Raw genomic sequence first — 24,800 nt, 5'->3', positions numbered from 1 at the left:
TGCTACGTGGAACTCCAATGACAAAGGAGGTCGGATATGTGGATACCTTAGGACTGCAGCTTGAAAGAAATCTGGCTGGCACGGTGGCTGCCAACAGTAATGTAGTATTTGAGACAGTCGTCAGTAGTTTTGGTGCAATCAGTTATGATACTTTAACGGGTGTAATAACCATAAATAAACCTGGAAGATATGTTGTCAATTGGTGGGTAGCAACACAGGCGGTTGCGGGTACAACAGGAATTTCTTTTTCCATTGTAACTTCACAGGGAAATGAATTAATTGGTGATACACCACTTAAGACAGGCGGCGTCGTCGGTTTTGCACTTATTCAAGTCGCAAGTACACCCATGACATTCAGCTTAGTTAATCGAACCGTTTCCACGGTCTCCTATTCAACAATAGTCCCTATTCAAGCATCCCTGGTGCTAATTGAAATACCTGAAGAGACGGGGGCTACTGGTGAGACTGGCGCCACAGGTGCTACTGGCGCATCTGGCGAGACCGGCGCCACTGGGGCCACCGGCGAAACTGGGGCTACTGGCGAAACCGGGGCTACTGGCGAAACCGGGGCTACCGGTGCTACTGGTGAGACCGGGGCTACTGGCGCTACAGGCGAGACTGGGGCTACTGGCGCAACCGGTGAAACCGGCGCTACTGGCGCAACCGGTGAAACCGGCGCTACTGGCGAGACTGGTGCCACAGGTGCCACTGGCGAGACCGGAGCTACTGGGGCCACTGGCGAAACTGGGGCTACTGGGGCTACTGGCGCTACCGGCACAACTGGCGAAACGGGTGCTACCGGCACAACTGGCGAAACGGGTGCTACCGGCACAACTGGCGAAACGGGTGCTACCGGCGCAACTGGCGAAACGGGTGCTACTGGCGCAACTGGCGACACTGGGGCCACAGGTGCTACTGGGGCCACAGGCACAACTGGTGCAACCGGCGAGACTGGTGCTCCTGGGGCTACTGGGGCCACAGGCACAACTGGTGCAACCGGCGAGACTGGTGCTCCTGGGGCTACCGGGGCAACTGGCGAAACGGGTGCTACCGGCGCAACAGGTGAGACGGGGGCTACTGGGGCTACCGGCGAAACGGGCACCACAGGTGCAACCGGTGCTACTGGAGCCACTGGCGAGACTGGGGCTACTGGCACAACTGGCGCTACCGGCACAACTGGCGAAACGGGTGCCACCGGCGCAACTGGCGAAATGGGTGCTACCGGCGCAACAGGTGAGACGGGTGCTACTGGCACAACCGGCGAGACGGGGGCTACTGGCACAACCGGCGAGACGGGGGCTACTGGCACAACTGGCGAAACGGGTGCTACCGGCGCAACAGGTGAGACTGGGGCTACTGGCACAACCGGCGAGACTGGGGCTACTGGTGCTACAGGCGAGACGGGGGCGACAGGAGCCACCGGCGAGACCGGGGCTACTGGGGCAACTGGCGAGACTGGGGCTACTGGCGCCACAGGTGCAACCGGCGAGACCGGAGCTACTGGAGCCACAGGTGCAACCGGCGAGACCGGGGCTACTGGAGCAACCGGCGAGACTGGCGCAACAGGCGCAACCGGCGCGACTGGCGCTACCGGCGAAACCGGGGCTACCGGTGCTACTGGCGAGACTGGCGCAACAGGCGCAACCGGCGAGACTGGTGCAACCGGCGAGACTGGGGCGACAGGCGCAACCGGGGCCACTGGCGCAACTGGCGAGACTGGTGCTACAGGCGCAACCGGGGAAACGGGGGCTACTGGGGCTACCGGTGAGACCGGTGCTACTGGCTCAGGAACTATGATTCCTTTTTCATCCGGTTCTGTTATTGCCTTAAACACACTTGCAGATGGCTCAGCAGGAGTCCCTGCACTATTGGGATTCGGCAATTCTAACAGCGGTCCAGACAATCTTGGTCCGACTATAGACCTTACGAGTAATGGCGCAACACTAAATTTTGCTTTTTCAGTTTCCAAAAGTGGAACACTATCTTCCTTTGCTGCCTTTTTTACTCTATCGGATCCATTAACAATTGTGGGGACAACAATCACTATTTTTGCAGAGCTTTATGAATCAACCACGGGCGGTAATATTTTTACGCCTCTTGCCGGCAGTACGGTAACATTAGTCCCGCCTTATACCGGTACACCCCAGACAGGTGACAGCGCCAGTGTCCTTACAACTGGGCTTTCTATACCGGTAACTGCTGGTTCCCGGCTGCTGATGGTCTTTTATGCAACAGCTACAGGCCTCAGCCTGGCAAACTCATTATCCGGTTATGCCAGCGCAGGAATTACAATCGATTAACCGCTAACGACAAGCCCGCGTTACTTGTATGAAGCAACGCGGGCTTGGTTTTATATAGCTTGAAATATTTCACAACATGGAACAAGGCTGCAAAGGCATTTTATTCATTATATAGAATAATTGGAATTATCTGGATAAAAATCACGAGTTTTGTTGGACAAGGGTAAGCATTTGCTATCCGGCCAATAAATCGGGGTAATCCTCAAAACATAAGGAGGCCTGGGATATGTATACCAAAAAACTTATGATTGCGGCCTTGACTGTTGTGGTCGCAGGGTCTATGCTGTTATCCGGCTGCGGACAGAAGGATTCCAAAGCTACAGAAGCTCCAAAAGAGGGGGCAAAGTACAAATTCCGCCTGGCAGAAAGCAATCCTGCCGAGCATCCGGTAACGTTAGGTGACAAAAAGTTTGCCGAGCTGGTAGCAGCACGCTCTAACGGCCGTATTAGTATTGATGTTTTCCCCGGAGCGCAGTTAGGGGAAGAAAAGGCAGTTCTGGAACAAGTCCAACTGGGTGCCATTGAATTTACACGCGTAAGCTCATCACCGTTAGGTGAATTTAATAAGCAGATGAGCGTATTTTCATTACCCTATATTTTTGACAGCGAAGAACATATGTGGAAATTCCTAAATGGTGAAATGGGCGAAAAAATGCTGAACGATCTGCAGCCTTCCCGTATGAAAGGCCTGGCCTATTACACTGCCGGTGCCCGTAGCTTTTACTCACTTAAGCCGCTTGCCGGCATCGACAGCCTCAAAGGCTTAAAAATCCGTGTGATGCAAAATAAAATCAATATGGAAATGGTTGCCGCTTTAGGTGCCAGTGCAACACCCATGCCGGCAGGAGAAATATTCAGTGCGTTGCAAACAGGTGTAATCGATGGAGCGGAAAATAATTATCCTACTTTTGTTGCGCAAAACCACTATCAGTCTGCAAAACACTTCATTTTGGATGCCCATCAACGAATCCCTGAAGTTTTATTAATTAGTAAAGTTGCCTGGGATAAACTATCCCCGGACGATCAAAAACTAATTAAACAAGCCGCGCTGGATTCGGTTGCTTATCAACGGGAAGTTTGGGCAAAAACGGAAAAAGAAGCAGAAGACAAGATCCGGGCTAATGGCGTGACAATTACGGAAGTAAAAGACCTTAAGCCGTGGCAGGCTGCTGTTAAGCCGGTAATTGAAAAGTACGGTGCTGACTACAAGGATGTCCTTGACAGTATCGATAAGGCGCGTAAATAACAAGAATAATAAAACACTGCCTAACCAGGCAGTGTTTTATTATTCCCGTCATGCTAAGTCAACCTTACAACGGCAGCCTAATGCCTTGCGGAAAGCTAAATACATTACAAGGATCGTAAGCCTCCTTTACCTCTTGCAGTCTGCGCAGATTACTTCCGTAGTAAGCCTGTTGATATTTTGGGGTTAAGCTGTAGGGGAAATTAATATACGATCCGTTAGTGATGGTATAGATATAATCAAAGCCCGCTTCTACCCACGCCCGATGCCTTGCGGCATCGCGGCTGTCGTCCCAGGAAGACACAATAGCGATAATATAATCAGCCTGACGGTCAGTAAACGCGTTATCATTCATCATATCTCTGACAGCTCCACCCAGTGAATATACGCGGATAGAAGAATTCCGGCTGGTCGGTGCTTTATCCATAATTTCGATAAGGTTTGCCAGTTCAGCCTGTGAAAACCTTCTTTGGACAAATCGCCCTGCTGCCTGGAATGCCTCCTGTTTAGGATAGATTGCCCCAATTTTTTTTACAGCGTTAATGAACGGTATATATTGAAAGTTTTCAACGGTTATGCCTGGTATCTCTAAAAGCGGCTGAAACAGATGGCGGGCTTCTTCCAGGGAACCGTAAAAAAATGCATTTACCCATGCGCCGGATTGAAAAATTCCGCCAAACATACTCACCCGGTAATCCAGTCCAGGCAGCCAATTCTGCCATACCTGCAGAAAACGATATCTAGCTGCTTGATTATCATCCCAGCGTAATTGGATAAGAGTAATTTTATCGACTCTTTTCACTTTAAATTGATAGTCGGTAACAACCCCGAAATTACCTCCCCCGGCTCCTCTTAACGCCCAAAATAACTCGGAGTTGCAATCTTCACTTACAGTCAGCCTCCTTCCTTGATAATCAATCATCGTTGCTGCCAAAAGATTATCTGCCGTCAGCCCTAAGTAACGGGTAGATAATCCGATTCCGCCGCCCAGAACCAATCCGGAAATTGCAACCGTAGGGCATGTTCCTCCTGGAAAGCCAAAACCATACTTCGCTAGACATTCATATAAAGGCAATAATCTCGTGCCAGCCTGCACTCTTACCGTTTCATCACTTGTGTTTACGCATATTTGGTTCATTGGCGAAGTATCAATTACCATTTTACATGTGCCGTTTGAGTAACCCTCATAGTTATGGCCGCCCGAGCGGATTCTTAACCTCAATCCCTTCTCGCTTGACCAGCATATCGCATTCGCTACGTCATATTCATCAAAGCAATATACAATAATTGCCGGATATTGTTCAATGGCAATGTTATAATCCTGTCTGGCTTGCTCGTACTCAGGATCTCCCGGTACTACAACCGCTCCCGACAGCTCCTTACAATTCAAATTCTTCACCTGCCTATTTTACCTTTTGTGTATAATATGTAAATTAGAAAATTATTGCTACATCTGTCGTCTAAAGGAACTGCAGGAGGAGAAAAATCACTACATGGAACCGGCAGGCAAAGGCATTCTGCCATGTGTATCGAATAAAAGCACATAATATAGAAAAATTCCCTAATTGTCACAAGAAATAATACGAAATTGCTTTACAAATATCGAGAAGCGAGGTGCATAATGGCAAAATTCAAATTAGCACTGCTCGGCTGCGGCTATCTTAATGAAATCGTAGCTAATGCAATAAAGGCCGGTTACCTGCCGGACTATGAGTTAATAGCAGTGATGGGCAGAGATTATGAGCGGGCCAAGGCTTTCGCTGAGCATCACGGCTGCAAAGCTTGTGCCAGTATTGAAGAGCTTATGGCCGAAAAGCCCGATTTTACAGCTGAGGCCGCCTCTGTAAAAGCCGTGCAAAGCTATTGTGAAACAATCCTAAAAAGCGGTTCCAACATTGTTGTCTTATCGATTGGCGCCTTCGCCGACAGGGAGTTTTACGAGCACATAAAAGCAGCTGCCACGCAGTATCAGCGCCGGGTATATATTGCCAGCGGTGCAGTGGGCGGATTTGATATCCTGCGCACGGCAGCGTTAATGAGCCCCATTACCGCATCCATGTCCGCTCAAAAGGCCCCTTTATCACTGAAAAACACCCCCTTATTCACGGATGATCTCCTGCACATTGCAGCTGAGCAGCAAGTTTTTGCCGGTACGACCAAAGAAGCTATTTCACTTTTACCAACCAAGGTAAATGTCGCAATCGCTACTGCCCTTGCCAGCGCAGGACCGGAAAACACAACAATGAATATAAAAGTGGTTCCCGGTTTTCAAGGTGATGAATATAAGATCGAGGTACAAGGTGAGGAAGTCCGGGCTGAACTCCATATTTATTCCCGTACCAGTGCGGTTGCAGCCTGGAGCATTGTAGCGGTTTTACAAAATGCGGCTGCTCCGATTGTATTCTAGGAGGTATTATTATGTTTAAAAAGCTGGTTGCTATTGAGCCGTTGAATCTTACTGCTGCCGCTAAACAACAGCTTGTTGACTATGCACAAGAGGTTACTCTTTTCCCGGATATTCCGCAAAATGATCAGGAAATCATCCAGCGTATCGGCGATGCTGATGCCATACTGCTCAGTTACACCAGCCGTATCGATAAAAATATTCTTGCTGCCTGCCCCGCAATCCGCTACATCGGTATGTGCTGCAGTCTATATTCGGAGGAAAGCGCCAATGTGGATATTCGGACTGCCCGGGCAAAAAATATTACGGTAACAGGCGTGCGGGACTACGGGGACCAGGGAGTTGTCGAATACGTAGCAAGCGAGCTGATCCGCTACCTCCACGGCTTTGGAAACAAGCAATGGCAGGAAGTTCCGGTGGAACTGACTGATTTAAAAGTAGGCATTATTGGCCTTGGCACTTCGGGACAATTGATTGCCCAAGGTCTTCAGGCCCTTGGAGCGGATTTATATTACTACAGCCGCACCCGTAAACCGGAACAGGAGGCAAGCAATATTAAATATCTCCCCTTGAAGGAACTGCTGACTACTGTAGATGCCGCTTGCACCTGCCTGAATAAAAACGTCACTTTACTGCACGAAGAACAATTTTCCTGGCTGGGCAATCACAAGATGCTGTTTAATACGTCTATCGGTCCGTCGCACGACATACCTGCACTGACTAAGTGGCTCGGTCAGGGTACTAATGAATTTTTCTGTGACACTGCAGCCGCACTCGGTGATCCTACCGGCAAGCTGCTCGATAATCCCCATGTAAATTGTATCAACAAGTCCTCAGGCCTTACGAAACAAGCCTATATCCGTCTAAGTGAAAAAGCCCTAAGAAATATAGCAGATTATCTCCAGGATAATTAGTAATCGAAAAGCAGGACGACCTCAACCCCGCTTACGCATGGGTTGAGGTCGTTTGCTCATCAAGCGCTTTTTGTACAAACACCTTAATTTTTTCGGCATCATCCATTTCGAAGACCTGCTGCAGCAGTCTTTCAGCGCCAAGTTTATCAATACCGCGAATCACACTTTTTACTTTCGGTATAGAGGCAGCGCTCATACTCAACTCATCAATTCCCATAGCGGTCAGCAGCATAGCCGCTCCTGGATCACCGGCCATTTCACCGCACATCCCTGCCCAGATGCCGTTTTCATGAGCTGCCCGGATGACACCGTCTACCAGCCGGAGAATTGCCGGATGATAATGGCTGTAGAGCTTGCTAACCCTGGCATTGCCGCGGTCTACCGCCAGTGTATACTGTACCAGATCATTGGTACCGATACTGAAAAAATCACAGTCTTTGGCTAACAGCGGGGCTAAAACAGCAGCCGCCGGAGTTTCCACCATAATTCCCAGCGGAACATTTCGCGAAAAAGCCTTCCCTTCCCGTTCCAGTTCCTGGGCAGCCTGAGCGATAAAGGCTTTAGCCTTTCTTATCTCTTCTGCACTGATAACCATGGGCAGCATAATCGCAACTTTACCGGAAACCCCCGCTCGCAAAATAGCCTTCAGCTGCGTCACAAACAATTCCGGACGGTCAAGCGATATGCGAATAGCCCGCCAGCCTAAAAATGGATTATCCTCCTGACCGATATCCAAATAGGCCAGCGGTTTATCCCCGCCAATGTCCATTGTACGGATAATACACAAAGACTGACCACACTGCTGAACTACCTGCCGGTAGAGTTCGGCCTGTTCATCCTCACCGGGAGGAAGATTTCTTCCCATAAACAAAAACTCGGTGCGGTATAAGCCAACTCCCTCACAGCCGAACTCAACGGCTCTTTCCATATCGCCAGGCACCCCGATATTCGCAGCCAGCTGAACACGGTACCCATCCTGCGTAATTGCCGGCTCACTGACCTGTGACAATTGAACAGCCAGCTGTTCTGTTTCTTGCCCAATCTGCTGCTGATAAAAGGCCCGTACTTCCGGCGAGGGATCAATGATCACCTCGCCGTTTTTTCCATCCAAAACGACTTCCAGACCTTCTGTTAACAGGGAAAGATCATTGATTCCGACAATCGTCACTAGACCTTTGGCCTTTGCAATAATTACAGCATGAGAAGTAGTACTGCCGTGCCCCAGAATTATTCCCTGCAACGTTTCATTGCCAGCTTCCGCTAACAGCGAGGGTTCAATTTCCTTAGCACAAAGAATTACCCCTGCACTGCCCGTGCTTATACGATCAACCTTCAGGAGGATTCGCGCAACTCGCCGGCCCACATCCAGCACATCGGCAGCTCGCTCCCGCAGGTACGGCTCGTCCAGAGAGGCAAGCATCGCCGCATACTGCTCTGCTACTGCCAGCATCGCCTGCGGTGCTCCTTCTCCTTCATCCAGCTTTTGCAACACCGTAGCTTTTAACGCCGGATCGATTAGCATCGTTCTATGAGCTTCAAGAATTGCGGCTTGAGCAGAATCGCCTCCGCCTGCTGCCTTCTGAATCATCCGGCTCAGCTGTTCATCAGCCTCAGAGAGAGCAGCCAGCAGCTTCGCTATTTCCTTTTCGGGAGTTTCCCGCGAGTACCCGTGAAAATAGTCCGACAGGTCAGTAGCTACCGTTTTGATTCTGCCAATTGCTGTTTTGGCTACTGCTCCAATTCCTTTCAGGGTTTTCATCCTGCCACACCTACTCTTCGCCGAACTGACTTTCAATCAGTTCGGATAATGCAGCAATGCAAGCTGCTTCATCTTCGCCTTCGGCAATAAGCGTAACTTCCATTCCGCCTGTCAAGCCCATTGTCATGACGGACAACACGCTCTTTGCGTCTACCGTTTTATTATTGCCGGTCAGAGTGACTTTGCTGCTGAACTTAGCGGCCGTCTGAACAAACTGTGCCGCCGGCCGGGCATGCAGTCCCAGCCGGTTGGTTAACTTCAATGTTGCTTGCTTCATCTTTTGCACTCCTTCCCCGCTGCAAGCAGCAGCTATTTTTTACGCAATTCCCGTGCGCCTTCAGCAGTGGCCAGCACCTCAGCAAGCGCGCTGCCAAGCGAAGCCTGCACTACAGCACTGACCGTGCCCTCCAATACCGGCGCATCTGCAATCTGCACCCGCTCGCGCAAGTCTTCAGGCAAAAACTCCAGCGCAGTCTCTGCACTGAGTACGGCACTGCCCAGATCCACAGCCACCACAACACCATCACCGGTATCCGCTTTTTCAATCGCTGCCGCAATTCGTACAGCATCGGTACCGATTGCACCGTTAGCACCTCCGGCAGCAATGATTTTCTGACCATCCCGGGCCATTTGTGCAGCCATTTCCACGATTCCTTCTGCAGCTTTCGCACTATGGGACACTACCACAATACCGACCAATTACAGCACCCCCTGCTGTTTTCCATAAAATTCGGCGAATGCGGTGAGAATAAGCGCCGCCGAAGTTGCACCGGGGTCCTGATGGCCTAAGCTTCGTTCCCCCAGATAGCTGGCCCGCCCTTTGGTAGCAATAATTGTTTTTGTGTATTCCACCCCTTTATCTGCAGCGGCTACAGCTAAATCCAGGCACTCCCTGACCGATCTTCCTGCTGCCATTCCCTCACGAAAAGCAGCTAAAGCCGGTTCCAGGGCATCAAGCATGGTTTTCTCCCCTTGCGTTGCTTTGCCCCGTTCTTTGATGCCCTGAATGGCAGCCTCCAGTGCGGCAGCCGCAGCCGGGGCGTCCATTTCCTGTTTCCCCGCTGTCACGGCTGCAGCCCGCAGGAAGGCCGTTCCATAAAGGGGTCCTGAAGCACCGCCGACTGTAGAAATAAGCGTCATTGCGGCCGTCTTCAGCACTAGGCCGATGTCTGCCTCTTCTGGCAAAGTACGCAGTTTGCCGCTCACTGCCTCAAAACCGCGGGCCATATTGATGCCGTGATCGGAATCGCCAATGGCCGTATCCAGACTAGTTAATAAATCCTTGTTGCGAATAATTGCTTCACCGATGTATTCCATTGCCGCCACGGCTTTATTGCTCACGATGATTTCCTCCTTATGCCTCACAGTAACCTTCAGTTAAAATTGTACGAAGGCGGGGGTATCTGCCGGAGCCAGCAGCAGCTCCTTCAGTTCACTGTCCAGCTTGAGCACAGTAATGGAGAAACCGGCCATTTCCAGGGATGTCATATAATTGCCTACATATGTTTTCGCTACTTTTACACCCTGCCCTGACAATATATCCCCTACTTTGCGGTTAACGATGTAAAGCTCCATCGTAGGTGTTCCGCCAAGACCGTTAATCAGCACTGCTACTTCGTCCCCTGCTGCCAACGGCTGATCCTTTAGAATTTTTTCCATTAAATGCGCTGTAATTTCATCGGCTGAACGCAAAGCTTCGCGATGCGTTCCCGGTTCACCATGAATACCCATGCCAATTTCAATTTCATCATCGGCCAGTATAAAACTTGGCTTGCCGGCGGCAGGAACCGTGCAGGGTGCCAGTGCCATCCCCATTGACCGGATGCCTGCAATCGCTTTTTCCGCCGTGGCTTTTACTTCAGCAAGACTGGCACCGCTTTCCGCTTTTGCACCGGCAATCTTATGCACCAGTATAGTACCAGCTATTCCGCGCCGCCCGATTGTCCACGTACTATTTTCAACAGCCACATCATCATTGACAATTACTTTTTCAACTTCAATACCTTCCGCTGCTGCCATTTCCGCAGCCATATCAAAATTCATGACATCACCGGTATAATTCTTAATGATAAGCAATACCCCTTTGCCGCCGTTAACCGCTTTAATTGCTTCAAATACCTGATCGGGAGTAGGGGAAGTAAATACTGCTCCAGCCACAGCACCATCCAGCATACCTTTGCCGACAAAGCCACCATGGGCCGGTTCATGCCCACTGCCTCCGCCGCTGACCAAACTGACTTTCGCCGCCGGACCGCCTGAACGCACCACTACATTGAATCCTTCTACCCGCTTAACATACTGGGGATGAGCCTTTACTACGCCCTGCAACATTTCTTCTACTACATGATCGGGATTATTGATGATCTTTTTCATACGTTTTCCTCCATTTCATCATTTCATCTCTCACTGATCTGGATGTAAAAGGGTTTGTTAGGACAATTCTATTGATTACTATAGCAACAACCGTGCCAAGGCCAGAAGCCTTACAAATAAAGCTGCCGTAACCGCCGCCTGTCCATAGCTTGGTAAAAAAGATCAATCCTTACAAAATCATTTGATACATTTTACCTATTTGGATCTTTTTTCCCAAGAAAGCATTTTCATCAATCCGTATTTTCGTGCTTTTGCTGCAACGGTTTTATGCGTTACCCCCAATGCTTTTGCAGCACGATTGAAGCTGCCATACCGGACTAACGCTTTTTCAATAATCTCTCTCTCATAATCAGCCCACGGTAAAATAACTTCACTCTCTGTATGGCTGACGCCTGAGGCTGCCGGTAACTCCCGCAAATAAACAGGCAAAGTATCAAACTCAATATAAGGTCCGTCAGCTAAAGTCACCATTCGCTCTACAACGTTCTCCAGTTCCCGCACATTGCCCGGCCAACGGTAACGACAAAGTGCTTCCAGTGCCTCTTGCCGGATACCGCGAAACGGCTTATGCAGAGAACCGGCATGCCGGTTCAAAAAAAATTCAGCCAGCAACGGAATATCTTCCTGCCGTTCCCGCAATGGCGGCAGAAAAATTGGTATCACGTTCAGCCGGTAATAGAGGTCCTCACGAAAAGTGCCGCAAGCCATCATTTGTTCTAAGTCCTGATTCGTTGCCGCAATAATGCGGACATCAGCCTGCAGTGTCTCCTCACCGCCCAGACGTTGAAACTCTCTTTTCTGCAAAACCCTGAGCAGCTTAACCTGCATACTCCTTTCCATGTCACCGATCTCATCTAAGAAAAGCGTACCGCCGTGAGCAAGCTCGAACTTGCCAGGTTTGCGTCTAACAGCCCCTGTAAAAGCCCCCCGCTCATGCCCAAACAGCTCACTTTCCAGCAGCGCAGCCGGAATAGCCGCACAATTGACCCGAATAAAAGGCTTGCCAGCTCTGGGGCTGGCAAAGTGAATACCTTCTGCCACCAGTTCCTTGCCTGTACCGCTTTCGCCGCGGATTAAAACAGTGGCTGCGCCTTCGGCTGCTTTACCGGCAATGGCCAGTGCCTCTACCACCTTGCCGCATCTCCCAATAAACCGGTCAAAAGCCTGAACCGGCTTACGGCTGCGCCTGAGTTCCTGTTCCAAGTATTCCGCTTGTTCGGTTACTTGATGCAATTTATCGATCAATGCTTCTACTTCGAACATATTTTTTACAATGGAAACCACACCGGCAACTTCGCCATCCACAATAATGGGAGTCACATTGGCGGCGATTGTTTGTCCATTGGCTTTGCGGCTGATGTGACCAAGGACAGGCTGGCCGGTTACCAGCACTCTAGCCCTTGCGCCGCGTGGGGAAAGAAGGGATATGAGTTTTCCCTCAATATCAGACCTCTCCATTTTGGTTATACGCAAGTAGGAGGGATTGACGTAAGTAATCAAGCCCTGCGCATCAACAACGCAAATTCCGTCTTCCACTGACTCCAGAATCAGATGCAGCCGTTCCTGTAATTCCCGCACCGTCCGCAATTCACCCATCGTACGTTCCAGAGAAGAAATATCTTCAAATATAGCCACAGCCCCCTTGGCTTGTCCTTCGACAATAATCGGTGTACGATTCGTAATCAGGACTGAGCTGCCGGAAACTTGCCGTGAACCGATCTCCGCCGTCATTGTTTGCCTGACAATATGCAGGCGGGTATCAGGAATAACCTCCTGCACTGGTTTGCCAATTACCACGCTCGCATCCAGCTCCATCAGCCGGGCTGCTGCCGGATTAAAAACAGTAACAATATCCTGCTCATCCGTTACCAGCAGACCATGCGCCAGACTCGCAAAGATTTGCTCAGCAGCTACCGCCTGATCCTGCAGCATTCTGTCCACTCCGCTGAGTGTCACTGCATCCAGCAGGGCAAAATCGCTTTCCAGCAGCTGTGCTAAAGCCTGAACTGGCTCAACTTTTTCCGCCTGATCTGCTGAAATCCAGATAGCATCACCTGCCCGGATATGCAGCGCCACCAGCGGCAATAAGCTGCTTGCAGGAATTTTATTGCCCTTTTGGTCATGAATATATAAAATTACGCCGTACCGGTGCTGCAGTTGTGCGGCCTGCTGGACTACCATAGCCGCTACCCTGGTATGCAGCCCCTTTTCATGGCGGATAATCGTTTTCAGCATATTGGCTTCCTCCCGCTATTTTTATCGGTATTTGGAATATTCATAAATCTACTACTGCAGGAATAGTTCGCCATAACCGGTAATAGGCTCCTTCAAGTTCAAAAGAGAAAACTATGCTTTTCCCTTGTATGACAGTATACTTCTTGGCGCATTTGTACTATATTAATAAAAAGGAACTACAAGGAGGACCGTAATGCTCATTTCAGGAGAACAAAAATTACTGGCGGTTCTAGCCCATCTGGCTTATTTACTGGGAGGAATCGGCTTTATTATTGCCCCTTTGGTTATTTTTTTGCTGCGAAAAGAAGATGCTTTTGTCTACCATCATGCCAAACAGGCCTTAGTCGCTCATCTCGCCATTTTAGCTGCTTCAGTCATAACCGGTTTATTATGTGTCGCGCTGATTGGTTTTCTGCTGATCCCGGTAGTAGCACTGCTCTGGCTGCTTTTGCTCATCACTTCGATTATCGCTGCTATAAAATCGGTTGATGGTCAGCTCTACGAATACCCCTTCATTCAAGGGCTTGTTCACAAATTAGACTAATTAGAAGATCAGCCTGACCTATCACTGGCAGTAAATAATAAAACGCTATTTTCATTAATGAAAATAGCGTTTTATTTTATCTTTGGAATGAACGCTGCCACGCAACAGCAAAAGTTTCTTACTTGTTTAAGCCAAGTGCTTGTGCGGTTGAGGCGTGGATCTCGCTAATCAGCTCCGGATTCTTCGACAGTGCTACTCCATAAGAAGGAATCATTTCCCGCAGCTTCGGTTCCCATTCCTTCATCTGCTGCGGGAAGCATTTTTTCATCAGTTCCAGCATAACGGAAACAGCAGTAGAAGCACCGGGGGAAGCGCCAAGCAAAGCGGCTATTGAACCATCAGCAGCGCTGATAACCTCTGTGCCAAATTGCAGAGTGCCTTTACCGGCAGCCGTATTCTTGATAATTTGCACGCGCTGTCCAGCCTCCAGCAGCTCCCAGTCCTCGCTCTTGGCATTGGGAACAAAGTCCCGTAAATCTGCCATCCGTTCTTCCTTTGACAGCATAACCTGCCTGATCAGATAGGCCGTGAGTGAAACATTGTTGACACCGGCTGCCAGCATCGTGATGAGATTATCGGCATTTACAGAGGTAATTAAGTCGAACATGGAACCAAATTTCAGGAACTTAGGGGAGAAACCGGCAAACGGACCAAAAAATAAGGATTCCTTGCCATCAATTAATCTTGTGTCCAAATGAGGAACAGACATTGGCGGAGCACCAACAGGAGCCTTCCCATACACTTTGGCATGATGCTGTGCGACAATTTCCGGCTTCTGGCATACCAGGAATATGCCGCTTACCGGAAAGCCACCAATCCCCTTGCCTTCGGGAATACCCGATTTCTGCAGCAAATGAAGGCTGCCGCCGCCGCCGCCAATAAAGACAAACTTCGCCGTATGCCTTTCGACCGCCCCGCTGGCCACATTGCGTACTTTCAGTTCCCATGCACCATCAGCAGTGCGCTTAAGATCATCCACATTATGCTTACATTTTACAACAACATTTTTACGCTGCAAGTGAGCAAACAACATGCGTGTCAGTGCACCAAAATTAACATCCGTTCCGGTCTCGTATCTTGTTGCCGCCATCGGCTTGTTCATGACCCGGTCTTGCATAATAAGTGGAATCCATTCTCTTAATTTTGCCGGATCATCAGAATACTCCATGCCTTGAAATAACGGATTTTGCGCTAACACTTCAAAGCGCTTCTTCAAAAAAGCCACATTCTGTTCGCCCTGGAGCAAACTCATATGGGGAAGTGGTACAATAAAGTCCCGCGGATTGCGGATTAGTCCGCTATTAATCAAATACGACCAAAACTGCTTGGAAACCTGGAACTCTTCATTGACTTTAATTGCTTTGCTGATGTCAACCGTACCGTCAGGCTGTTCGACCGTGTAGTTAATCTCACATAACGAAGAATGACCTGTTCCTGCATTATTCCATTCATTGGAGCTCTCCTCACCCGGGCCGGCCTGTCTTTCAAATACTGTGATTTCCCAGTCCGGCACCAGTTCCTTCAGCAATGCTCCCAGTGTAGCGCTCATAATTCCGCCGCCGATTAGGATAACATCTTGTTTCTTTTGTATGCTGCTCATGCATGATCATCCTTACATTCAAGATTTGCAGGAAAGTCGTCGGCGTCCCTGCTTAGTCGCCACACCATCTGCCGGTTTAGCGGCAAAATATTCCCGATTTCTACAATATCTACAAGACTTCTACCATAAGGGTAGCATTATTGTTTAAATATTTAAAATATCTATTCGCTATTATACAATAGGCGTACGCTATGACCTTCCGGCCTTTTTCGGCAGCCGGATACAACTTAACTGCTATTGTTTTGCGGTTTTTTAGTTTTTGGGCTGAATTCCTGTAAAAGCATAATTGATTAATACTTCAATAAAAGCTTCATCGATTTTCTCCCCCGTTACCAATAAGCGATAAAAAAGCGGGCCATAGAGTAAGTCAATACAAAGTTCCAGATCTAAATCCTGTTTTAATTCGCCTCTTTGCACGCCCCGTTCTAAAATGCGCCGCGAGTCGAGCCGCCGCGGTGTAAAATACCTGGACCGGTATTCCTCTGCCAGCTTCCGGTCAAACTGTCCCTCGGCAATTAATTCATTCAACACCTGTCCTTCCCGGCTGGTTAAAAAGTTCGCCAAGTTAGATACCTGAAGCACAATATCCTGGAAAACCGAACCGGTATCCGGTACGGGAAGCCTTGCCATCGCCGCAGACAGAAAGCCATCCATAACCACTGCCGCTTTATTAGGCCACCATTTGTAAATGGTGGCTTTACTGACCTTAGCCCGTTCAGCAATTTTTTCAACAGTCACAAATTCAAAACCATTCTCCAGCAATAAATCATATGAGGCAGCAAGTATGGCTTTTTCCGTGGCGGCGTTCCGAGGGCGCCCTTTTTTCTTTTCCAATACAATACCTCCCGGCTATATTTTTCAGCTAAAACTATACGTTCATTATACTAAATATTTTTTGCAAAGGGAAACAAAACCCTCTTTACAATACTAAACGTTCAGTATATAATATGCATATCAACAAAACTAAACGTTCAGTATTTGTATTGTCAGGAATCTTATGCTGAATGAAAAAAATGTAAGGCAGGGATTTCATATGAATAACGGATTAACCAAACCCCAGCAAATTCCCCATTGGGTCACCTTACTATTAGCTGTCGCATGTGGGGTAATTGTTGCTAATCTCTATTATGCACAGCCATTAGTTGGCCCGATCAGTATGGCAACTCATCTTCCTTTGGCATCGTCTGGTCTCATCGTAACATTGACACAAATCGGTTATGTAGCAGGCCTGTTATTCATCGTTCCGCTCAGCGATCTTTACGAGAATCGCCGTTTAGTGGTAATCACTCTCGGGATCGTCGTTTGTGCATTACTGGCAGCCGCCCTTGCCGATAATGGATCAGTCTTCCTAATTGCAGCAGCGTTTATCGGACTGGGTTCCGTAGCTGCGCAAATCCTGGTTCCCTATGCAGCTCATCTGGCAGCAGAAGAACGGCGCGGCCAGGTAGTAGGCAATGTAATGAGCGGCTTACTACTGGGAATTATGCTTGCCCGGCCAATAGCAAGTTTTATTGCCGATTTCTGGAGCTGGCAGGCAGTCTTTCTGCTCTCAGCAGCTGTTACAGCCCTCTTAGCCGGCATGCTGGCCTTTATTCTGCCAGAACGCGCCCCGGCACCAACACTAACATATCGTGCTTTACTGGGTTCCTTGTGGTATCTCTTCTCAACAAAAGCGCTGTTACGCCGCCGTTCCTTTTATCAGGCTTGCTTATTCGGTGCTTTCAGCCTGTTTTGGACGATTATTCCACTATGGCTGACCGACCACTTCCGCTTATCCCAGCAGGGAATCGCCTTATTTGCACTTGCCGGTGTGTCTGGAGCCATAGCTGCCCCGATAGCAGGCAGATTGGCTGATAAGGGCTGGACAAAACGCCTTACAGGCTTGGCTATTATCATTGCAATTCTTTCCTTTCTGCTAACCCTTGCAGCTACAGGCAAATTTGAGCTCTCTCTGGCACTGATGGTTATTGCCGCAATTACGTTAGATATGGCCGTATCAGGCAATCTCGTTCTCAGCCAGCGTGTAATCTATTCACTCGGCGCTGAAGTTCGCGGACGGGTAAACGGAATATTTATGGCTGTTTTCTTTGTCGGCGGAGCAGTCGGTTCGGCGTTAGGCGGCTGGGCCTATGCTTATGGCAGCTGGCCCCTGGCAGCACTCTTTGGATTAAGCATGCCGCTTGGGGCACTGTTGTATTACTTTAGTGATAAAGAAAGGTAACCACAATATCCGGCCAAGCAGCATGAAAAGCCTTACCCCTCTATTGATTCGGTAAGGCTTTTCATGCTGTCGTGCGCCGCTGCCTCCATGTCCGTACTGGCGCAAAATGCGCCTGCTGTCCAATATAAAATACTGTTAGACCAACAAAAAACTCCCGCCTCTGCGGGAGTTTTTCCCTTACTGTTGCAATAACGGCAAGGCAATATAAAATACGCTGCCCCGGCCTATTTCACTTTCTACCCAGATACGCCCGCCGTGCATGTCTACAATTTCTTTAGCAATAGCCAGTCCCAGGCCGGTATTGCTGCCAACACTATGGATGATCGAACCTCTACCGGCATAAAACCGGTCAAATATTTTTTCTAATTCCTCAACAGCAATTCCCACTCCCGTATCCTGAACGGCAAAAACAACTTCTTCTCCATTCGGATCAGTCCGGGCATCTACTGTAATTCTTCCTCCGGCGGGAGTGAATTTCACTGCATTATAAATTAAGTTAGCAAATACCTGTTCCAGCCGGAACCGGTCAATCTTAATCGCCTTATCCCGTATCTCATCAGGTACTTCCAGCAGCAGCTTTACATTCATCTTCGCCGCATCTGCCTGGTAAGAATCCAAGATTGCTGTTAGAAACTGTCCGACTAACACCGTTTTCCATTCCACGGTCAGCATCCGTGATTCTAGTTTGCATAGTGTAAAAAAATCCTCAATCAGATTATTGAGCAGCAAGGTTTTATTGTGAATGACCTGCAGCGCCTTTTCCTGATGTTTTGGCTCATTGGCTACGCCATCCAAGATGGCTTCCACATAACCGCGGATCATCATCACCGGTGTGCGTAAATCATGAGCAATATTACTGACCAGATGCTGACGTGCCTTTTCCATACAAGCCAGTTTCTCATTCTGCTGCTGCAAAAGAAAAGTGGTTGCCCGAAGCTCGCCAGTCCGCTCCATGATCTGCCGCTCCAGGCTTTCATTGATGGTATTAATTTGTTTATTGAGAAGGTTCAGCTCTTCATTCTTCCGTGAAATCAGCAGGGCAGCTTCTTCTTTTTGCTGATACAGCAGCCGGATACGCTGCAACAGGATAAAGGCCTGGCAGCTAAGATCCACCAGTTGTCCTGATACGCCGATGGAAATCGGCATGGCCAGTATGCCCAGCGACCGGAGGGCATCAGCAGTTAATGCTAAAGCCCAGGCGCCAATGCCTGCTGCATAGATACGCGCTTCCGCATTCGTCCGCAACTGCCCCCAAAATACATAAAACAGCAGAATAATATTGAGAAATAATGTGATCAACGCAACTTTCACTAAAAATACGCTCTTGCCTGGATCAATGATCACTTGCAGCATTCCACATACAGCACTTATAAAAAGCAAATAACGAATTCTACGAACCAGCTTTATGTGACGCTCTTGTACGATTGATTCTAAAAACCAGATTAAAAACCCCTGTCCAAATAAAGCACCGGCCATTGTCACAAGCATTAAAACCTGTGATGATTTGATCAACGCTTGAATGTTAAAAATCCCGCTCAGGCCTACCATACTGTTACAAACCGCGCCTCCGGCAAAAGCGTAATAACTTTTTAGACCCTTATTACGCAAGGCCATAATAAAGGCCACGCCGCCGCCGAATAACCCGAGAAAAACGGCCCCCGTTCGGAAAAAGTCCAGCTTGGTGCGGCTTTCTGTAATCTCTAGTAAACCGCCAAAGCGCGGCATGGCCCCCAAACCGATAATCGGTCCGTTGGAATGAATTCTGAGATAAACATCTTTCCCAGCTGCTTTTTCCGGCAATTCAATTAAATGCATGGGGAACCAGGGGTTATAAGCCGTTCCTTCCGGTACAGGGATTTCCCCGCTCTGATAAATTCGCTTTCCATCCATCCAGCACTCAATATGATGGTTCACTGTCACCAAAAACAGGATTGGCTTGGCATAGTCTATTGACGGCAGTATGCCATGCAGCCATAATACACTCTTACCATCCCAGCCGGGAGGCTGCCCGGGGAATTTTGTATCCAGCCATACTTCGGGCTCCCTTGGTGCCACAGCCCATTCCAGCCGTCCGTCGGCCATAACCGGCGAATCACCCCAGCGGTAATGCCAGCCATCATGGATGTACAGTTCAGACTGCTTCCCACTGATCCAAACAACAGCGAGAACCGTAACCGTAATAATAAGAATAATAATAGCAATAAAAAAGCTGTAAGCTCCTTTGAAATTACGTAACTGCAAACTGCTCTCGCTTTCCCGCCGGAGTCCTTCCCAGTCCCCGCTGCGCCCAAACACTGTTAAACTGATAGCCCGTTCCCCAGGCCGTCAGAATATAAGTTGGCTGGGTTGAGTTATTTTCAATTTTTTTGCGTAAATTGCTGACATGAACCACAACGGTACGCACATCTTCATTGACGTCTACCGACCATACCTTCCGGAAAATATCTTCAGCACTGAAAATAATCCCCGGATTTCGCGCCAGCAGGACAAGAATATCAAACTCTGTTCCCGATAGTTTCACAAGATGCCGGTTGTGCCACACACAGCGGCTGGTAATATCAATACACAAGCTGCCATACTGCAGGATCTCATGAGCCTTTTCCACTTTATTTCTCCGGCGCAGATGAGCCTTCACCCGTGCCACCATTTCACGGAGACCAAAGGGCTTGACAAGATAGTCATCACCGCCAATCCCCAGCGCAATCACTTTATCACTTTCTTCTCCTTTACAACTCATGAAGAGAATGGGAGCGTCAACGAGCTGACGCAGCTGTGCGCAAACTTCTACACCATTTAAATCAGGCAGCAAATTATCCAGCAAGATTAAATCCGGCTGATACTGTACGGCTGCCTGAACTGCGCTAACCCCATCATGCACGCTCAGTGTACGGTACCCTTCTTTTGATAGGTACATACTGACAAGTTCACATATCTCAAGCTCATCATCGACAATTAAGATAACCGTCTCCGCCATCTTGCCACCCCTAAAAATCAAAATATTTTAAAAGAATCCTTTCCAGATAATTCGACATTTACTTCGCTAAACTCCTGCTGGAAGCTTGGTTTCCCGAAGATGATACAAGGATGTGCCTACGCCGTAATAAACCCAAAGGTACTGCCATCCAGAGGCTTTTATGGCGAAATTATCTTGATCAACGAACAAAATAGGTAAATTACTCCATTTACAAAGATTTATAAAGATTTATAAACTTCACCTTAATATTTCCTTATCAATCTTTAGTTGTAACGGATAATTAGTCGTATTACGATAAGAGTGGAGAAATAGGTACCGCCATGAAAGGACGACAAATTATGAATCAGCTGCAAGCTTCAAACCAGCTCCCAGTATCAGCTCCAGCCCTTCCTGAAAAGCCGCCATATATGAATTTTAACGCTGGCGAACTAACCTGCAAAACGGATATTGAAGGACTCGCATTTGATTTTAATTACGGCGCGCGCATCAAGGTCCCTGCCGGCAGCTGGCGCGTTAAAATAATTGATAAAGATGCCTGTCTTACGCTTTATGATGCTCCGGCCTCCGATGTGCTTGTCACCAGCACGAAAAAGTTTTTCATTAATTTTCGTCTGGAGGTTTACCGCGACAACAAGCTCATGCTTAGCCATGACTATAATGCCGCCCGGAAAAAGGTTCTCATAAAATTCCCTGTCGGCACGCTTGGTGATATCATCGCCTGGTTTCCTTATGCTCAGGAGTTTAAATATAAACATGGCTGCGAAGTTTATTGCGCCATGGCGCCTGAAATTGCTGAGTTGTTTAAGCCCGCTTATCCCGATCTCCATTTCATCGGTCCTGAAGAACGACCTGGCGAAATATATGCTTCCTATTACATGGGAATTTTTTTCCCCTGTGATGACCGAATCCATCAACCCGTCGACTGGCGGGTTGTCGGGCTGCAGCGAACCATTCCCTATCTGCTGGGCCTTAAACCAGAAGAAGTTCGTCCACAGATTGTTCCACCTGATACAACGCGGCTCATTCCAGAGCCGTATGTCTGCATTGCCGCTCAAGCAACAACACAGGCAAAATACTGGAACAATCCGACAGGCTGGCTCAACACCATTAAACATCTTAAGGAGAAAGGCTACCGAGTCCTGTGTATTGATAAAGAAATCTGCCATGGCAGTGGCAGCCGCTGGAATACCATTCCTTACGGAGCAGAAGACTTTACCGGCCCATTGCCGCTCACGCAACGGGCAAGTCTCTTGCACCATGCCGATTTCTTTGTGGGCTTGTCAAGCGGCCTCTCCTGGCTGGCCTGGGGCATCGGCAAGCCGGTTGTGCTAATCAGCGGCTTTAGTTTGCCTAACATGGAGTTTTATACACCCTACCGTGTCATTAATTATCATACCTGTAACGGCTGTTTCAGTGACAGCAGCCTCGAATTTGTTCATCACGACTTCGCCTGGTGCCCGCGCCATCAAAACACTGATAGACAATTTGAATGCACGCGTCTCATCACCTCAGGACAAGTCAATGCCATGATTGATCGCCTGATGGTTGATTACCAATTAACCCCACAATTAAGGAGGAGTTCTAATTATGGTAAACAGCAAGAAAAAAAACAAGCTCACCGCCCAGCAGACCCTTTCCATTCTGATGGCGGCCGTAAACGGGTTTAACAGTATTGCCCCCTTAACGCTGCCTTTGGCTGCCATCACGGCGGAGGACACTCCGTTCCAGCGTCAATTCATCCAAGAGGACTTATATTCCCAACTGCCTAATGGCGGCCAGATTCTGGATAAGCTATTCTTCAGCACAGCTTATGCCTACACTCGTGAAGTTACCTCAGGTATGAGCGTGAACGAGGAAACACTAACCAACACAGATTATCAGGAAATCTATAGCGGTGGCACAGCAATATCCACTACAATTACAAATTCTGGACGGCAAGCAATATATAGCGGCGGTACAGCCACATCTACAACGATTAACAGCGCCGGTCAGTTTCTCTCTGGCGGCACGGCAATATCTACATCACTTGAATCTGGTAGCTATCAATTCGTTGGCTCCTCGTCAACTGCAAGTTCAACAGTCATTCATAGCGGCGCAATACAAGCAGTAAGCAATGGTTTAGCAACCTCTACAAGCATTCTAAACGGCGGAGTGCAGGAGATATACAGCTTTGGCTCTGCTACCTCGACAACCATTGGCAACGGCGGTACACAGATTGTAGACTCCGAAGGCAGCACGACTTTGACAATCATTAACAACGGTGGTACGCAAGAAATTAATACCGGAGGCAATGGAAATATAACAACTATAAACAGTGGTGGCATTCAGAATGTACAAAGCAGCGGTACGGCGACTTCGACAACTATCAACAGCGGTGGCCTGCAGAAGGTAAGCGGAGGTCTAGCCGTCTCTACAGATATTCTAAATGGTGGTACGCAGAGCATAATAGGCTTTGGCTCTGCAACTTCCACCACTATTCAAAGTGGTGGCGTACAAGCCGTAAACGCTGATGGGAGTGCAAGTTCAACCGCCATTAACAATAGTGGGAAACAATATGTGAACTACTATGGCAGGGCGACATCGACGACGATTAACAGTGGCGGTGCACAAGATGTAAACTGGGCGGGTAATGCTGCCTCGACAACCATTAACAGTGGCGGTACTCAAATCATAAACTCAGGCGGCACTGCCAGCCAGTCGATTATCAACCAAGGCGGAGTACAAATCGTAACTCAGTTTGGTAATGTAACATCAACAACTATTAACAACGGCGGGATTCAATATTTAGAGAATAATGCCGAAGCGGACTCTAATATAGTGGGTTCTGGCGGCACCGTGGCTCTCCGCAGTGAGGGTAATGCATGGTTATACGATATGCAAATTAATGGCGGTACTATCCGGTTAGCCACAACAGGAACTATCGGCAACAACATTACTCTGTCTAATCCACAGGGATCAGCCAACTTTGTCATCAATACCGATCTTGCCAATAACCAATCTGATCATATTACCATTGAGGGCGGTTCTACTACAAATACAGTAAAGGTTAACTATGATCCCAACTTCGGACAGGGATCTACCATCTCCGGTTCGGCCCGCTTTGCTACTGTAACGGATGAGGCTACCACCTTTACTGGTGTTGCCACCGATTCTGGTGCCTACCGTTACACTCCCATCCTATCTTCTGTTTTAGTCAGCAGCGGCGATAATGGTGCCGAAGATTTCTCAATCCAGTCCGTACGTGAAGATCATGTCGAATGGTATATTACCGGCTTATCCAGCGGCGGCGCCAGTGAAACGATGTACACCGCCCATGATGCGGTTGCCAATACCCTCACTCTCTGGCGCGATGAGAATAACCATCTCATCCGGCGCATGGGTGATCTGCGCACAGGGTCCGGCCAAACCGGCGACTGGGCCCGCATATACAGTGGCGAGCAGGAATCGAACAGTAGTAATGGCAGGCACACTACCCAAAAATACACCGCCCTCCAAGGCGGTCATGATACCAAGCATACCTCTGACAGCGGCACACGCTTTACCGGTTACACACTGGGTTACCTAAACGCTGATGCCACCATGGAGCGCGGCACTGGCGATGCCAGCAGCATCTCGCTTGGCGCCTACAGCAGTTGGTTTGGCAATAAAGGCCACTTTCTTGACCTTATTCTAAAACAAGGCCGCCTCAGAAACAGCTTCACCAGCTACCTGGAAAACGCTGACAATACCCGGGTAGATGCGAGTTACAACAACTGGGGCACCAGCCTGTCTGCCGAATATGGCCTTCGTAAACCACTCAATAATCAATGGTATCTGGAGCCTCAGGCAGAAATCACCTTTAACCGGATTACCAGCGCAGACTTTACCGCCTCTGACGGTACCTCGGTAAGTCAAGGCGGCTTAAACAGCGTGATTGGCCGTCTCGGTGTCATGGTTGGTAAGACGGTTAAGCAAAACAGCTTTTATCTGCAAGCCTCCCTGCTCCGCGAGTTTAACGCTCACTCCGATGTCACCATGTCCAGCGGCGGTAATCCCCCGGTTACCATGCGAGAAGATCTCAAGGAAACTTATATGGAATTCGCCCTAGGTATAACAACGGCATTTAACGATAATACCAGCGGCTATTTTGAAGCCAGCAAGACTACCGGTGATAAGGTCAGGACCCCCTGGCTCCTGAACGCCGGGTTCCGCAGAAGCTTCTAACCCAACGAAACTATTAATTCTCAAATCCCT

19 protein-coding genes are annotated in these 24,800 nt (G+C 48.8%); 8 read left to right on the top strand and 11 right to left on the bottom strand.

From position 1 onward, the window contains the following. Window positions 1–38 precede the first annotated feature (38 nt). Window positions 39–2,300: an exosporium glycoprotein BclB-related protein gene (locus EV210_RS23340; RefSeq protein ID WP_279388509.1), complete on the top strand. Its 2,262-nt coding sequence runs from the start codon at window positions 39–41 to the stop codon at window positions 2,298–2,300. 226 nt (window positions 2,301–2,526) lie between these two features. Further along, window positions 2,527–3,546, top strand: a complete 1,020-nt coding sequence (locus EV210_RS15945; protein ID WP_132082350.1) for a TRAP transporter substrate-binding protein — start codon at window positions 2,527–2,529, stop codon at window positions 3,544–3,546. A 64-nt stretch (window positions 3,547–3,610) separates the two neighbouring features. On the opposite strand, the gene EV210_RS15940 is transcribed toward EV210_RS15945, so the two are convergent. After that, window positions 3,611–4,933, bottom strand: coding sequence for an FAD-binding oxidoreductase (locus EV210_RS15940; protein WP_132082349.1), 1,323 nt, complete (start codon window positions 4,931–4,933; stop codon window positions 3,611–3,613). A 231-nt stretch (window positions 4,934–5,164) separates the two neighbouring features. Between EV210_RS15940 and EV210_RS15935 the strand changes: the two genes are divergently transcribed. After that, window positions 5,165–5,950: an aspartate dehydrogenase domain-containing protein gene (locus tag EV210_RS15935; RefSeq protein WP_132082348.1), complete on the top strand. Its 786-nt coding sequence runs from the start codon at window positions 5,165–5,167 to the stop codon at window positions 5,948–5,950. A gap of 11 nt (window positions 5,951–5,961) precedes the next feature. Beyond that, the gene (locus EV210_RS15930; protein ID WP_132082347.1) at window positions 5,962–6,861 is read left to right on the top strand and encodes a D-isomer specific 2-hydroxyacid dehydrogenase family protein; all 900 of its coding nucleotides are present in this window, start codon (window positions 5,962–5,964) and stop codon (window positions 6,859–6,861) included. 31 nt (window positions 6,862–6,892) lie between these two features. Here the strand turns inward: EV210_RS15930 and ptsP are convergent, their stop codons facing one another. From ptsP to EV210_RS15900, 6 genes are all read right to left on the bottom strand, one after another. Further along, window positions 6,893–8,620 carry a phosphoenolpyruvate--protein phosphotransferase gene (gene ptsP / locus EV210_RS15925; protein WP_132082346.1) on the bottom strand — a complete coding sequence of 576 codons (1,728 nt, stop codon included), beginning with the start codon at window positions 8,618–8,620 and terminating at the stop codon, window positions 6,893–6,895. 10 nt (window positions 8,621–8,630) lie between these two features. After that, a complete protein-coding gene (locus EV210_RS15920) occupies window positions 8,631–8,897 on the bottom strand; it encodes an HPr family phosphocarrier protein (RefSeq protein ID WP_132082345.1) in 267 nt (88 codons plus the stop codon). A 32-nt stretch (window positions 8,898–8,929) separates the two neighbouring features. Further along, a complete protein-coding gene (gene dhaM / locus EV210_RS15915; protein ID WP_132082344.1) occupies window positions 8,930–9,319 on the bottom strand; it encodes a dihydroxyacetone kinase phosphoryl donor subunit DhaM in 390 nt (129 codons plus the stop codon). Continuing rightward, complete coding sequence (gene dhaL / locus EV210_RS15910) at window positions 9,320–9,961, bottom strand: dihydroxyacetone kinase subunit DhaL (RefSeq protein WP_376749342.1); 642 nt, start codon at window positions 9,959–9,961, stop codon at window positions 9,320–9,322. Between the two features lie 36 nt (window positions 9,962–9,997). Beyond that, window positions 9,998–10,993: a dihydroxyacetone kinase subunit DhaK gene (gene dhaK, locus EV210_RS15905; protein WP_132082343.1), complete on the bottom strand. Its 996-nt coding sequence runs from the start codon at window positions 10,991–10,993 to the stop codon at window positions 9,998–10,000. Between the two features lie 195 nt (window positions 10,994–11,188). Then, the gene (locus EV210_RS15900) at window positions 11,189–13,228 is read right to left on the bottom strand and encodes a sigma 54-interacting transcriptional regulator (RefSeq protein ID WP_132082342.1); all 2,040 of its coding nucleotides are present in this window, start codon (window positions 13,226–13,228) and stop codon (window positions 11,189–11,191) included. 193 nt (window positions 13,229–13,421) lie between these two features. On the opposite strand from EV210_RS15900, the gene EV210_RS15895 reads away from it, so the two are divergent. Continuing rightward, on the top strand, window positions 13,422–13,772 hold the full coding sequence (locus tag EV210_RS15895) for a DUF4870 domain-containing protein (RefSeq protein WP_132082341.1): 351 nt from the start codon (window positions 13,422–13,424) through the stop codon (window positions 13,770–13,772). A 118-nt stretch (window positions 13,773–13,890) separates the two neighbouring features. On the opposite strand, the gene mqo is transcribed toward EV210_RS15895, so the two are convergent. Both mqo and EV210_RS15885 read right to left on the bottom strand, forming a co-directional pair. Further along, on the bottom strand, window positions 13,891–15,372 hold the full coding sequence (gene mqo, locus EV210_RS15890; protein WP_132082340.1) for a malate dehydrogenase (quinone): 1,482 nt from the start codon (window positions 15,370–15,372) through the stop codon (window positions 13,891–13,893). Window positions 15,373–15,624: 252 nt separating this feature from the next. Continuing rightward, a complete protein-coding gene (locus EV210_RS15885) occupies window positions 15,625–16,206 on the bottom strand; it encodes a TetR/AcrR family transcriptional regulator (protein ID WP_132082339.1) in 582 nt (193 codons plus the stop codon). A gap of 199 nt (window positions 16,207–16,405) precedes the next feature. On the opposite strand from EV210_RS15885, the gene EV210_RS15880 reads away from it, so the two are divergent. Next, window positions 16,406–17,593, top strand: coding sequence for an MFS transporter (locus EV210_RS15880; protein WP_132082338.1), 1,188 nt, complete (start codon window positions 16,406–16,408; stop codon window positions 17,591–17,593). Window positions 17,594–17,770: 177 nt separating this feature from the next. Here EV210_RS15880 and EV210_RS15875 read toward each other — a convergent pair whose 3' ends face one another. After that, a complete protein-coding gene (locus EV210_RS15875; RefSeq protein ID WP_132082337.1) occupies window positions 17,771–19,834 on the bottom strand; it encodes a sensor histidine kinase in 2,064 nt (687 codons plus the stop codon). Next, window positions 19,821–20,567, bottom strand: coding sequence for a response regulator transcription factor (locus EV210_RS15870; RefSeq protein ID WP_132082336.1), 747 nt, complete (start codon window positions 20,565–20,567; stop codon window positions 19,821–19,823). Before EV210_RS15870 ends, EV210_RS15875 begins: the two co-directional genes overlap by 14 nt. A gap of 338 nt (window positions 20,568–20,905) precedes the next feature. On the opposite strand from EV210_RS15870, the gene EV210_RS15865 reads away from it, so the two are divergent. After that, complete coding sequence (locus EV210_RS15865) at window positions 20,906–22,234, top strand: autotransporter strand-loop-strand O-heptosyltransferase (RefSeq protein ID WP_207900746.1); 1,329 nt, start codon at window positions 20,906–20,908, stop codon at window positions 22,232–22,234. Continuing rightward, on the top strand, window positions 22,155–24,770 hold the full coding sequence (locus EV210_RS15860) for an autotransporter outer membrane beta-barrel domain-containing protein (RefSeq protein WP_132082334.1): 2,616 nt from the start codon (window positions 22,155–22,157) through the stop codon (window positions 24,768–24,770). The genes EV210_RS15865 and EV210_RS15860 overlap by 80 nt, the downstream gene beginning before the upstream one ends. Window positions 24,771–24,800 lie beyond the last annotated feature (30 nt).

This window comes from Anaerospora hongkongensis (assembly GCF_004339805.1).
Lineage (GTDB): Bacteria > Bacillota > Negativicutes > Sporomusales > DSM-15969 > Anaerospora > Anaerospora hongkongensis.
This window is presented reverse-complemented; position numbering and strand designations above follow the sequence as displayed.

What these genes read in the sequence shown, in the direction of transcription:
- EV210_RS15870 (WP_132082336.1), bottom strand. Translation starts at nt 20,567, where the DNA reads ATGGCGGAGACGGTTATCTTAATTGTCGATGATGAGCTTGAGATATGT.
- ptsP (WP_132082346.1), bottom strand. Translation starts at nt 8,620, where the DNA reads ATGAAAACCCTGAAAGGAATTGGAGCAGTAGCCAAAACAGCAATTGGC.
- EV210_RS15895 (WP_132082341.1), top strand. Translation starts at nt 13,422, where the DNA reads ATGCTCATTTCAGGAGAACAAAAATTACTGGCGGTTCTAGCCCATCTG.
- EV210_RS15930 (WP_132082347.1), top strand. Translation starts at nt 5,962, where the DNA reads ATGTTTAAAAAGCTGGTTGCTATTGAGCCGTTGAATCTTACTGCTGCC.
- EV210_RS15865 (WP_207900746.1), top strand. Translation starts at nt 20,906, where the DNA reads ATGAATCAGCTGCAAGCTTCAAACCAGCTCCCAGTATCAGCTCCAGCC.
- EV210_RS15945 (WP_132082350.1), top strand. Translation starts at nt 2,527, where the DNA reads ATGTATACCAAAAAACTTATGATTGCGGCCTTGACTGTTGTGGTCGCA.
- EV210_RS15900 (WP_132082342.1), bottom strand. Translation starts at nt 13,228, where the DNA reads ATGCTGAAAACGATTATCCGCCATGAAAAGGGGCTGCATACCAGGGTA.
- EV210_RS15935 (WP_132082348.1), top strand. Translation starts at nt 5,165, where the DNA reads ATGGCAAAATTCAAATTAGCACTGCTCGGCTGCGGCTATCTTAATGAA.
- mqo (WP_132082340.1), bottom strand. Translation starts at nt 15,372, where the DNA reads ATGAGCAGCATACAAAAGAAACAAGATGTTATCCTAATCGGCGGCGGA.
- EV210_RS15920 (WP_132082345.1), bottom strand. Translation starts at nt 8,897, where the DNA reads ATGAAGCAAGCAACATTGAAGTTAACCAACCGGCTGGGACTGCATGCC.
- EV210_RS15880 (WP_132082338.1), top strand. Translation starts at nt 16,406, where the DNA reads ATGAATAACGGATTAACCAAACCCCAGCAAATTCCCCATTGGGTCACC.
- dhaK (WP_132082343.1), bottom strand. Translation starts at nt 10,993, where the DNA reads ATGAAAAAGATCATCAATAATCCCGATCATGTAGTAGAAGAAATGTTG.
- EV210_RS15860 (WP_132082334.1), top strand. Translation starts at nt 22,155, where the DNA reads ATGGTAAACAGCAAGAAAAAAAACAAGCTCACCGCCCAGCAGACCCTT.